Consider the following 12,121-nt stretch of genomic DNA (forward strand, 5'->3'; position numbering starts at 1 on the left):
ACCACCACTACACAGTGGACGAGCACCTGATCCGCTGCATGGGGGTGATTTCCGAAATCGAGGCCGGAACCAATGAAGAATACGGCCTCGCCAACGAATTGGTGAGCAAGCTGTCGCCGCGGCAGCGGGCATTGCTGCGCGTGACGCTCTTCCTGCACGACATCGCCAAGGGTCGCGTGGAAGATCACTCCATAGCAGGCGCGCGGGTCGCGCGGCGGCTGTGCCCGCGACTGGGATTCAGCAATGTCGAGACCGAGACCATCGCCTGGCTGATCGAAAATCATCTGGTCATGTCGACCGTTGCGCAGTCGCGCGATCTGTCCGACCGCAAGACGGTCGAGAACTTCGCCGCGATCGTCCAATCTCTTGACCGTTTGAAGCTGCTGCTGGTGCTGACCACGGCGGATATCCGGGCCGTGGGTCCCGGCGTCTGGAATGGCTGGAAGGCGCAGCTTCTCCGCACGCTGTATTACGAGACCGAGCCGGTTCTCACCGGCGGATTCTCCGAAGTCAATCGCGAGCGCCGTGTTGCGCTGGCGCAGGCTGAATTCCGCGAGGCCATGAAGCACTGGCCCGAAGCGGACCTCAGCGCCTATATCGCGCGGCATTATCCGGCCTATTGGCTCAAGGTCGATCTGTCCCGCAAGATTGCCCAGGCAAATTTCCTGCGCGAAGCCTGGAGCGGAGGGAAAACGCTCGCCACCCAGGTCTCCTTCGATGCGGCGCGGGGCGTGACTGAACTGACGGTGATCGCACCCGATCATCCGCGCCTCCTTTCGATCATCGCCGGCGCCTGCGCGGTTGCGGGCGGCAACATCGTCGATGCGCAGATCTACACAACCACCGACGGGCTGGCGCTCGATACCATTTCGCTGACGCGCGAATTCGATCGCGATGAAGATGAAGGCCGGCGCGCCGACCGGATCGCTGACACCATCGAAAAGGCGCTGCGCGGCGAGATCAAGATGCCGGAGATCATCGCCCGCAAGGCGGCCCCCAAAGGCCGGCTAAAGGCATTTGCGCTCGAGCCCGAGGTCAACATCAACAACGAATGGTCGAACCGTTACACGGTCGTCGAAGTCACCGGACTCGACCGGCCAGGCCTGCTCTACGAACTGACAGCAACCCTGTCCAAGCTTTCGCTGAACATCACCTCCGCGCATGTCGCGACATTCGGCGAGCGGGTGGTCGACGTGTTCTATGTGACAGATCTGCTCGGCGCCAAGATCGCGTCGCCGACGCGCCAGGCCGCGATCAAGCGCGCGCTGCTGGCGTTGTTTTCGCGCTCCAGCCTGGACGACGCAAAACCGGCAAGCGCGGCACGGTAAAACCGTCGCAAGGCCCGCGTTCCCCTGAAAAGCAGAACGCCGGAGCGCATCGCTCCGGCGTTCAAAAATCGAACCGCAGCTTTTGCTATTACTTCTTCTTGGCGGGCGCGGGGACCCAAACGGCCTGCCACGCATAATAGGGCTGCATGAACAGGGCAGTGACGAATTTCTTGCCGTGCGCGTTCGGATCGGACGGAGCCTTGGCCTTGGCGGCAAGCGCGGCCGTCGGAGCGGCAGCAATCATAACGGCAGCGAGCAGAAGGGCGCTTTTGCGCATAATCCCAGTCCCCCAGAGTTTGCAAATCACCGGTATCCCCGGCCGGCGGCGATCATGCATAAAACGCTGCGGTTGGAAATAGAAAAAGCCCTTGTTTCAGTGCGCTTTCGGACCGTGCCAAGCATCGCAGGCCGTGATTTTCGCGCTTAACCGGCCCTTAAACCCCCTCCCGTAGCGTCGGCGCGGACCGCGCGGCGCTTGCGCGGAGGGGCGAGGCGGGAAAGCGCTGTGGCACGGCGAAGCAAGTCCGTACGCCGCGAGCCAAAGTTCGATGTCGGCGTTCCCAACCGCGAGTTGCGCGCTGATCCAAACGAAAGGCTGGCGGGAAGCGATGGTGGTGAGCGCCGCTCCGGCCGCGGCGCGCGCAAGCCCGCCCGTACACCCAAACCAACGTCACAGAAGAAGCCGGCCGAGAGGAAGCGCGGCCGTCGGTCGCTGCTTGGCCGCTGCGCCTATTGGATGGTCGTTCTCCTGCTATGGGGCGCCATCGCCGGCATTGCGCTCGTCGCCTGGGTCGGCGCGCACCTGCCCGCAATCCAGTCGCTGGAGGTGCCGAAGCGGCCGCCATCGATCCAGATTGCCGGCAGCGACGGCCGTATCCTCGCCGTGCGCGGCGACAGCGGCGTGTCGGCGAAGGTCAAGGACCTGCCGCCATATGTGCCCCAGGCCTTCATCGCGATCGAGGACCGGCGCTTTCATTCGCATTTCGGGGTCGACCCGCTTGGTATCGCACGCGCCGCCTTGGCGAACGTGGTTCGACGCGGTGTCTCGCAGGGCGGCTCGACGATCACCCAGCAGCTCGCCAAGAATCTGTTCCTGACTCAGGATCGGACGTTCACGCGCAAACTGCAGGAGCTCGTGCTGGCGCTCTGGCTCGAGCGCAAATTCTCCAAGGCCGAGATTCTCGATCTGTATCTGAACCGCGTTTATTTCGGCGCGGGGGCCTACGGCGTCGAAGCAGCCGCGCAACGCTATTTCGGCAAACACGCGCGCGACATGACCCTGTCGGAAGCCGCGATGCTCGCGGGTCTGGTTCGTTCGCCATCGCGGCTTGCGCCGACACGCAATCCGGACGGCGCGGTGCGCCGCGCGCAAACGGTGTTGTCTGCGATGGCTGACGCCGGATTCATCAGCGGCAAGACCGCGGCCATGGCCGCCGCGCAGCCTGCGCAGGCACTGAAGCAGAAGACCACCGGCTCGATCAATTACGTCGCCGACTGGATCATGGACGTTCTCGACGATCTCGTTGGGCGCGTCGAAGACGACATCGTCGTCGAGACCTCGATCGATCCGGCCTTGCAGCTTCTGGCGGAGCAGGCCCTCTCCGAAGAACTCGCCATGCGAGGCACAAAATACGGCGTCGAACAAGGTGCGATCGTCGCCTTGTCGCCTGACGGCGCGGTGCGCGCGATGGTCGGCGGACGCGATTATTCCGCAAGCCAGTTCAACCGCGCCGTTGCCGCAAAGCGGCAGCCCGGCTCAGCGTTCAAGCCCTTCGTCTATCTCACCGCGCTGGAACGCGGCCTCACGCCAGAAACGGTGCGCGAAGACAAGCCCATCGTCATCAAAGGCTGGCGGCCGGAAAACTACACGCGTGAATATTACGGGCCGGTGACGCTGACACAGGCGCTTGCTCTGTCGCTCAATACGGTTGCGGTGCGTCTCGCACTCGAATTCGGCCCGACGGCCGTCATGCGCACCGCGCATCGCCTCGGCATTGCATCGAAACTGGAGCCGAATGCATCGCTGGCGCTCGGCACCTCGGAAGTCTCGGTGCTGGAAATGGCGTCGGCCTTCACGATCTTCGCCAATAACGGCATGGCGGTTGCGCCGCATGTCGTCGAGAGCATCCGCGGCAAGGATGGCAAGGTGCGGTATCAGCGGCGACCGCAAAGTCTCGGACAGGTCGTCGAGCCTCGCCATGTCGCGATGATGAACGCCATGATGCAGGAGACACTTCTCACCGGCACCGGGCGCAAGGCCGACCTCGGCGGCCGTCCCGCGGCAGGCAAGACCGGGACAAGCCAGGATTTCCGTGATGGCTGGTTCGTCGGATATACGGCTCAACTCGTCACCGCGGTTTGGCTCGGCAATGACGACTCCTCTCCGACCAAGAAGATGACCGGCGGCGGCTTGCCATCGGAAATCTGGGCGCGCTTCATGAAGAACGCGCATCGCAATGTTCCGGTGGCGAGCTTGCCGGGCGTGCATAACGGCATTGCACTCCCGTTCCCCGGTTCGGGTGCGCAGACCTACGGCCAGGCGAACAGCACGCGCCCCGTACCGCCCGGCACGATCCCGGGCACAACGGCCTCGGCGACACGCAACGACGGGATGGATAGCTGGTTGCTCGATCGCCTGCTCGGCCGCAGCCGTTAGACGCGAGACTTTTGCGGAAACAGGCGAAGGATCAGCCAGGCGCCGACAATCACCAGCGCCATCGCCAGCAATGCCAGGCCGGCCGGCCAGGCTTTCTCCGCAGCAGATGCCGCGATCCCGGCGCCGAGAATGGCGGAGCAAACCGGCGGAAGTCCTCCGAGCAGAGACGATGCGGCACCGGCCCGCTCTGCGGCGCATGACAGGCCGCCGGCAAGCGCTTGCGGATAGACCAGCCCCAGTCCGACAAGATTGAGTCCGACGCCGACGACAATGCCTGCCAGCGAGTTCACATCCATTGCGAGAAGCAGGAAAACGGCCGCCGACCCAACGACCATGCACGTCGCCCCGATCCCGATCGTGCGGATGAGGCCGGCCCTCACGACAACGCGCGTCGCGATCGACGTTCCGATCAGAAAGCCGATCGAGCTGCCCGAGATGGCCAGCGAGGTTGTGAGCGGCGTCAGCCCAAAGCGGGCATGATAGATGAATGGCATCGCCGCAAACCAGACGATCAGCCCGGTATAAGTTGCGGTGCATAGAACGAGGTACAGGTTGAAGTCGCGAATTTGCAGCAGCGTTCGATAGCCCGCTAGCATCGACGACAGCGACAATCGCGCATCCGGCTTGTCGACAAGCGTTTCCGGCAGCTTGCGTGCGACAATCGCGACCAACACGCATCCAAAGATCAGCAGCGCGGCGAATGACGAACGCCAGCCAAACACGGTGTGCAACGCGCCGCCGATAAGCGGGGCCGACACCGGCCCGAACGCCATCACAAGGCCCATCATCGACAATTCGCGGCCGGCTCGCGCGCCGCTGTAGAAGTCGCGCACCACCGCCCGCGCCAGCACAATGGCGCCGGAGCCTCCGAACGCCTGCAGCACGCGCGCGGCGATCAGAACATCGATCGAAGGGGCAAGAAAGCAGATCAGGCTACCGGCGCAATAGCAAACCAGCGCCACCAGCAACCCCGATCGGCGGCCATACCAGTCCGAAATCGGACCGTATCCGACCTGTCCGAGCGCAAAGCCGATCAGATAGGCATAGATGGTCTGCTGCACCTGTCCCGCTGAAACTCCGAAGGCGCGGCCAATATCCGGCAAGGTCGGCAGATACAGATCCGTCGAAAGCGGACCAAGCGCGGTCAAGGCAGCAAGTAGCGCCGTGAGCGCGAACGTATCGGGTTTCAGCATTGATTGTGGGCGGCGTCTCAACGCCGCGGGCGGCGTGTTCCGTTGACCGGCACCTCTGGCTCGGTCCGAGCCCGTGGCGAGCCGTAGCGGTGAAGCTCGGTGCCATACATGTCAAGCCACGCTTTTGCACGCCTCACATTCGGGCAAAGCCGGTCTACCAGCCGCCAGAAACGCGGAGAGTGGTTCATCTCCACAAGATGGGCGACCTCATGGGCGGCGAGATAATCCAGCACGAAGGGAGGCGCGAGGATCAGCCGCCAGGAATAGGACAGGACGCCGGTGGTCGAGCATGAGCCCCAGCGGCTCGACGGATCTCGGATCGCGACCTGCTTCACCCGTACGCCGAGCTGCCCGGCAAAAGCGAGGCTTGCCCGTTCCAGATCGATCTTTGCCTGTCTGCGCAGGAAATCGCCGACGCGGCGGTCGATATGCGGCGTGTCACCGGCAACGCAAAGCCGGCGCTCGCCGTCCTCGGCAATCTCGGTCCATACGGTGCCGCGCGCGCCATGACGATGGACGATCCGATGCGGCTCGCCGCGCAACGGAATGACCGCGCCATCCGCAAACGGCTCGGCCTTCGGCAGGCGGTGCAGCCGCGATGCGATCCAGCCGCCATGCTTCTGGGCGAATTCCCTGGCCTCCTTCAGGCAGCCGCGCGGCGGCATGGTCAGCACGACTTCGCGTGTCGCCGCCTGAATGCGCAAGGTATAGCGCCGCGCCTGACGGTGCCGGCGCACGCGCACCAGATAGATATCCTCGTCGTGGACGACCTGGATGGCCTTCGGTTCGGTCGGCCGCCGGTATAGGAGCGCGCGGAGCGACATGACTCCCTCGACTGCTTCGCCCTCCGATACTGCCATAGACCGGTTTCCAAACACCCCCTTCGAAAAAATAAAAAGCACACTATGGGGTGTTGGATCAGCCCTCCGGGCTACAACTTATTGTAATCAAAGAACCGAACAACCGTTCATTTCTTCTGCGACCAGAGAATCAGTGCGCCCTAGCTCACCACCGAGAGCTTTGCCGGAGCCGCGCGCGGTACCGGGCGCTTGGTGCCGGCCCGGCCGCTTTGAGCGGTCAGGGCGAAATCCGCAATCCGCGGTGCGATCTCGGAACGGAAGCGGGAGCCGTTGAAAACGCCGTAATGCCCCACGCCCGGCTGCACGTAATGCGCCTTGCGATCGGGCGGAATGTTGGTGCACAGGCGCTGCGCCGCTTCGGTCTGGCCAAGACCGGAAATGTCGTCCTTCTCGCCCTCGACGGTGAGCAGCGCGACATTGCGAATGGCCGAGGGATCGATCCGCACGCCGCGATGCATCATCTGGCCCTTCGGCAGAGAATGCTTGACGAAGACCGTATCGACGGTCTGCAGATAGAACTCAGCCGTCAGATCCATCACCGCAAGATATTCATCGTAGAACTCGCGGTGCTTCTGCGCGGAATCGCCGTCGCCCTTCACGAGGTTGAAGAACAGCTCCTTGTGCGCATCGAGGTGCCGGTCGAGATTCATGCTCACGAAGCCGTTGAGCTGCAGGAAACCCGGATAGACATCGCGCCCCATTCCCGGATGCGGAAACGGCACCTTGGTGATGACGTTGCGGCGAAACCAGTCGACGCCACGGTCTTCAGCGAGCTTGTTCACCGCCGTCGGATTGACGCGGGTGTCGATCGGTCCGCCCATCAGCACCATTGAATGCGGCACATAGGGATCGCGCTCGGCTTCCATGCGCGCGACCGCGGCAAGCACGGGCACCGACGGCTGACAGACCGCGACGAGATGACAATCGCCGCCGAGCACATGCAGGATCGAGATGACATAGTCGATGTAATCATCAAGATCGAAGCGGCCCTCCGCGAGCGGGACCATCCGCGCATCCACCCATTCGGTGATGTACACGTCGTGGTTCGGCAGAAAGGCCTCGACCGTGCCGCGCAGCAGCGTCGCGTAATGCCCGGACATCGGCGCGACGATCACGAGCTTCGGCTGCGGCCGACGCGGCGGTGTCTTGAAGACGCGCTCGAAATGCAGCAGGCGGCAGAATGGCCGCTCCCAGACAGTCGTGATGTGGATGTCGACCTGTTCCCCACCGACCATGGTGCTGTCGATGCCCCATTCCGGCTGGCCGTAACGCCGGGTGAAGCGTTCGAACATTTCGGCTGAGGCCGCGAGGGTCTTTCCGAACGTTGTGTGGGACCATGGATTGAGCGGATTTTTCATATAAAGCCGCGTCACATCGGCGAAAGCGCGCGCCGGATTCAGCGCCGCATGGCTCATTTCGTAGAGCCAATACATCCCGTTCGACAAAACCGGTCCGGCTTCCGCCGGCAATTCCGGCGCAGCCCCAAATTCTCCGATCGCGATGTTCTTATCCGGCATTTCTTGATCTCTCAGCCGCAGCCCATCTATTGCAATGCAACATCCGGCCTTTTGTTCACGCCGTCAATATAGGCGAAGGACATTCTCAACTGCTTAGGGAATGGTCACTCGCCGGTCTGCATCAAAGAACCCGCGGCGCGGGCGCTCCGCAGAAGGGCCAAAAAGGCAATAACTGCGGCCACAAAATAAGCAGCATTCAGGATGAATGCCCAGATCATCAGGTCCGCGCGGAAGACATGATCGATCAGAAGGGCGCGCATGCCTTCGAAGACATAGGTCGGCGGCAGCATCCACGCCACCGGCTGCAGCCACGCCGGCAAGATCGACACCGGATAGTAAACGCAGGTCAGCGGAAGCATCAGGAACATGATGGTCCAAGCCATGCTCTCGGCGCCCATGCCGTTTCGCAGCACGATGCCGGATACAAGAATGCCGACAGCCCAACTGGTCAGAATGAGATTCATGAAGAAAACGGCGAGTGCGAAGCCAAGGCTGTACAGATTGAAGTCGAAAAATCCGATCGCGAGAACGGTCACCGGCACCATTCCAATGGCGAGCCGCACGATGCTCATGATCATCAGCGCACAGATGAACTCGCCGGGTCGCAGCGGGCTCATCATCAGGTTGCCCATGTTGCGCGCCCACATCTCTTCGAGAAACGAGATCGAAAAGCCGAGCTGGCCGCGAAACAGGATATCCCACAGCAGCACCGCGCCGATGAAGGTGCCACCGGCCTTTGCGAAGAAGCCGGCATTCTCCGACACGTAGAGCTGCAGAAAGCCCCACATCAGCATCTGCACCGCGGGCCAATAGATCAGCTCGAACAGACGCGGCCACGACGAGCGCAGCAGATACCAATAGCGCAGCACCATCGCGAAGATGCGCTGCGGTGAGAATGCGATTGCGTCGGGTGCCGGATAAATGCGTGGCTGCATGTTCAAGACGCGATCTCCGACACTGGGTCCTGCGCCCGGCCGCGCCCGCGCGCGATGTAGAGAAACACCTCTTCGAGATTTTCGCGGCCATAGCGCGCGAGTAATTGTCCGGGCGGCGCATCGTCGACGATCTGGCCGCGCTTCATCATGATGACGCGGTCGCACAGCCGCTCGACCTCGGCCATGTTGTGCGAGGCGAGGAGAATGGTGGCGCCGCGTTCATGCCGGTATTTCATCAGCTCGGCACGAACCCAGTCAGCGGTGTCGGGGTCGAGCGAAGCGGTCGGCTCATCGAGCAGCAGAACTTCCGGATGATTGAGCAACGCCTTCGCAAGCGACACGCGCGTCTTCTGCCCGGCCGACAGCTTGCCGGTCGGCCTGTCGAGAAACGCGTTGAGATCGAATTGCGCTGCAAGGTCGAGAATGCGGCGCGAGATATCGCTCACGCCGTAAAGCTTGCCGAAGACCGTCAGGTTCTGCCGGACGGTCAGGCGCATCGGCATGTCGACATATGGGCTTTCGAAATTGAGGCGGTGTAGCACGCGGTGCCGCTGCCGCGGCATTTGCGCGCCGAGCACGGTCACCGACCCCGAGGTGGGCGTTACCAGCCCCATGATCATCGCGATGGTGGTCGTCTTGCCGGCGCCATTGCCACCGAGCAAGCCCGTCACCGAGCCCGCCGCGATATCGAACGAAATCCCGCTCACCGCCGTGCCGCCCTTGTAGATCTTGACGGCGCGATCGAGCGAAATGGCAGTGTCGGCAGGCGGCATGGGGGTCCCGGGCTTGATGCGCTGATTTGCGCTTTTGGCATGCGGAGCGCAAGACTGTCAGGCGCCATGCCCCCTGCGCTGAAAGGTGCAGTGTTGTAGCCTTCGAAGCGATATTACATTCGACCCATGTCCACGATGGATCTCGACCGCCTCCCCTTGCCGCGCCGCAATGTGCGGCTCGACACGTTGGTGCGGCTGCGCTGGCTTTCGATCATTGGCCAGACCGTGGCCGTGCTGGTTGTCTATTTCGGGTTCGAATTCGATCTGCCGATCTACGCGTGCCTCGCCGTGATCGTGCTGTCGGCGTGGCTGAACATCGCGCTGCGCATCCGGTTCCAGCAGGCGCAACGGCTCGAGCCCAGTCGCGCCGCCTGGCTGCTCGCCTTCGACATCGGCCAGCTCGGGGTGCTGATGTATCTCACCGGCGGCCTCGATAATCCGTTCTCGTTCTTCTTCCTCGGCCCGGTTCTGTTGTCGGCCACCGCCTTGCCGGCACGCATGACCATATTGCTCGGCCTGTTCGCCACCTTTTGCGCGACGATGCTGTTCTTCTATCACGAACCGCTGCCGTGGTCGGAAGAATACGGCCCGATGCCGGTGCTCCCGAATTTCTACATGCTCGGCGTCTGGTTCTCGATCGTCCTCGCGATCTTCTTCATCAGCATCTATGCGTGGCAGATCAGCGAAGAATCCCGGCAACTCGTCAACGCGCTTGCCGCAACCGAACTCGTGCTGGCGCGTGAGCAGCACCTCACGCAAATCGACGGATTGGCGGCAGCCGCGGCGCACGCGCTTGGCACGCCGCTATCGACGATCTCGGTGATCGCGCGTGAGCTTGAACGCGAACTCGAACCAGGCTCTCCGCAAGCCGAAGACGTGCGTCTTCTGCGCGAGCAGGCGCAGCGCTGCCGCGACATTCTGGCCAAGCTCAATGAATTGCAGGCGGAGGGCGTGCCCTTTGACGGGCTGCCGCTGTCGAACCTGCTGGACGAGGTCGCGGAACCGCACCGGCATTTCGGCATCGCCATCGAGGTGAAAATGTCGCCGAGCCAAGCCGAGCCGGTGGTGACCCGCAACCCGGCGATCCTCTACGGACTCGGAAACCTCGTCGAGAATGCCGTCGATTTTGCCCGCGAGCGCGTCGAGATATCCGCCGACTGGACGGCGGATACCGTCTCGATCGTGGTAGCCGATGACGGTCCCGGCTTTGCCCCCGAGGTGATCGGCCGTATCGGCGAGCCCTATGTCCGCAGCCGCAGGTTGCGCCGCATGTATGCGAGTGGCGATACCGGCATGGGCCTCGGCTTTTTCATCGCAAAAACCCTGCTGGAGCGTACGGGAGCGCGTTTGACATTCGTTAACCGCCCGGCGCCGGAAAGCGGCGCAATTGTGTCAATCCGCTGGCCGCGCCGGGCCCTGGAATTTGCTGCCCCTGCGGAGCTTGAGCCCGCGGCCGCTTCTGCCTAATTATCGAGACAGGGCGTCTTGCGGAGATTCTCATGACCTTACAACCGGCCATTCCCAGCGAACGCTCGCTGCTCATCGTGGAGGACGACAAGTCTTTCCTGATGCGCCTCGCTCGCGCCATGGAGGGCCGTGGCTTTACCGTGACCACGGCGGAATCGGTGTCCGAAGGGCTGATGCAGGTCGAGAAATCCGCGCCGGCTTTCGCCGTTGTCGACATGCGGCTTGGCGATGGTAACGGACTGGACGTCATCTCCGCGCTGAAGCGCAGGCGGCCTGAGGCGCGGGGGATCGTGCTGACCGGCTACGGCAATATCGCGACCGCCGTGAATGCGGTGAAACTCGGCGCGGTGGATTATCTCGCCAAGCCCGCCGATGCGGACGACGTCGTCAACGCGCTGCTTTCGGTGGAAGGCAAGAAGCCTGAACCGCCGGAAAATCCGATGTCGGCCGACCGCGTGCGCTGGGAGCACATCCAGCGCATCTACGAATTGTGCGGCCGCAACGTTTCCGAAACCGCGCGACAGCTCAACATGCACCGCCGCACGCTGCAGCGTATCCTGGCGAAACGCGCGCCGCGATAGCGATCACATCTCGTTCCCGTAAGGCCCGGCCGGATCGATCAGCGACTGCAGTCGCAAAGCGGCGCATTGCGCGATCCGCAGCGTCATCACCTTGCGCGTCGGCGCCGGCAGACGATGCTCCGGGGCTTCGCAGACGAGCTCGCCACCAAATCCATCGGCGACAATCAGGCCGGTATCCTTCGGGAAGATCTCGCACGGCACTTCGACGGTTGTTGCGAAGAACAGCCGGTCGCAATGCATGCGATAATCCATCCATTTCTGGTCGGCGCGAAAATCCGCAACCGAAGACTTAATCTCGACGATCCAGATTTCGCCGCTGCGTCCGATGCCGACAAGATCCGCCCGCCGGCCGGAGGGCAGCGGCAATTCGCTGACGCATGTAAAGCCATGCGACAGCAACAGCCGCATGGTGCCGCGCGCGACCGTGAGCGCGGTCTGCGATTGGCGGCCGTCGACCGGAAGCTCGGAAATGCGGCGGATCAGCTCGTTCATTCGGCGGCGACCCTTGCCTGCTGCCGCGACGGATGATCGGGGAACGCACGCTCCAGCGCTTCGCGCGACGCCGCGATGACACCGCGTTCGGTGATCAGCCCGGTGACGAGGCGTGCCGGCGTGACATCGAAGGCGTGGTTTGCGACCGGCGAGCTGTCCGGCACGATCGTGATGCTTTCCACCGCGCCGCTCGTCGTGCGCCCGGTCATGGTCGTGACTTCAGCGGCGCTGCGCTGCTCGATGGGAATCTCGGCAATGCCGTCGCTGAGTGAAAAGTCGAGCGTGGGTGACGGCAGCGCCACGTAAAACGGTACGCCGT

11 protein-coding genes and 1 pseudogene are annotated in these 12,121 nt (G+C 63.0%); 4 read left to right on the forward strand and 8 right to left on the reverse strand.

Annotated elements, in window-relative coordinates:
• Positions 1-1,328: ACT domain-containing protein (locus VN004_RS05070; protein ID WP_325607647.1), on the forward strand; the 1,328-nt coding region annotated here is incomplete at its 5' end.
• 88 nt (positions 1,329-1,416) lie between these two features.
• On the opposite strand, the gene VN004_RS05075 is transcribed toward VN004_RS05070, so the two are convergent.
• A complete protein-coding gene (locus VN004_RS05075; protein WP_325607649.1) occupies positions 1,417-1,605 on the reverse strand; it encodes a hypothetical protein in 189 nt (62 codons plus the stop codon).
• Between the two features lie 228 nt (positions 1,606-1,833).
• Between VN004_RS05075 and VN004_RS05080 the strand changes: the two genes are divergently transcribed.
• A complete protein-coding gene (locus VN004_RS05080) occupies positions 1,834-3,984 on the forward strand; it encodes a penicillin-binding protein 1A (protein WP_325607651.1) in 2,151 nt (716 codons plus the stop codon).
• On the opposite strand, the gene VN004_RS05085 is transcribed toward VN004_RS05080, so the two are convergent.
• The 5 genes from VN004_RS05085 to VN004_RS05105 all read right to left on the reverse strand — a co-directional run bounded on the left by VN004_RS05085 (position 3,981) and on the right by VN004_RS05105 (position 9,262).
• The gene (locus VN004_RS05085) at positions 3,981-5,177 is read right to left on the reverse strand and encodes a multidrug effflux MFS transporter (protein ID WP_325607653.1); all 1,197 of its coding nucleotides are present in this window, start codon (positions 5,175-5,177) and stop codon (positions 3,981-3,983) included. The genes VN004_RS05080 and VN004_RS05085 overlap by 4 nt on opposite strands.
• A gap of 17 nt (positions 5,178-5,194) precedes the next feature.
• A complete protein-coding gene (locus VN004_RS05090; protein ID WP_414710229.1) occupies positions 5,195-6,001 on the reverse strand; it encodes a M48 family metallopeptidase in 807 nt (268 codons plus the stop codon).
• A gap of 176 nt (positions 6,002-6,177) precedes the next feature.
• On the reverse strand, positions 6,178-7,539 hold the full coding sequence (locus VN004_RS05095; protein ID WP_414710230.1) for a polyhydroxyalkanoate depolymerase: 1,362 nt from the start codon (positions 7,537-7,539) through the stop codon (positions 6,178-6,180).
• Between the two features lie 119 nt (positions 7,540-7,658).
• A complete protein-coding gene (locus tag VN004_RS05100; protein WP_325607659.1) occupies positions 7,659-8,489 on the reverse strand; it encodes an ABC transporter permease in 831 nt (276 codons plus the stop codon).
• Positions 8,490-8,491: 2 nt separating this feature from the next.
• Positions 8,492-9,262: an ABC transporter ATP-binding protein gene (locus tag VN004_RS05105; protein WP_325607661.1), complete on the reverse strand. Its 771-nt coding sequence runs from the start codon at positions 9,260-9,262 to the stop codon at positions 8,492-8,494.
• A 126-nt stretch (positions 9,263-9,388) separates the two neighbouring features.
• Between VN004_RS05105 and VN004_RS05110 the strand changes: the two genes are divergently transcribed.
• Positions 9,389-10,729, forward strand: a complete 1,341-nt coding sequence (locus tag VN004_RS05110; protein ID WP_325607663.1) for an ActS/PrrB/RegB family redox-sensitive histidine kinase — start codon at positions 9,389-9,391, stop codon at positions 10,727-10,729.
• A gap of 32 nt (positions 10,730-10,761) precedes the next feature.
• Complete coding sequence (locus VN004_RS05115) at positions 10,762-11,310, forward strand: ActR/PrrA/RegA family redox response regulator transcription factor (RefSeq protein WP_325607665.1); 549 nt, start codon at positions 10,762-10,764, stop codon at positions 11,308-11,310.
• A gap of 3 nt (positions 11,311-11,313) precedes the next feature.
• On the opposite strand, the gene VN004_RS05120 is transcribed toward VN004_RS05115, so the two are convergent.
• Entirely contained in the window at positions 11,314-11,802 is a 489-nt protein-coding gene (locus VN004_RS05120; protein ID WP_325607667.1) for an MmcB family DNA repair protein, read from the reverse strand.
• Positions 11,799-12,121: pseudogene (locus VN004_RS05125) on the reverse strand (S-methyl-5-thioribose-1-phosphate isomerase); the annotation flags it as partial. The pseudogene VN004_RS05125 and the gene VN004_RS05120, both read right to left, overlap by 4 nt.

It is taken from the genome of Pseudorhodoplanes sp., assembly GCF_035565855.1.
In the GTDB taxonomy this organism is placed as follows: Bacteria; Pseudomonadota; Alphaproteobacteria; order Rhizobiales; family Xanthobacteraceae; genus Pseudorhodoplanes.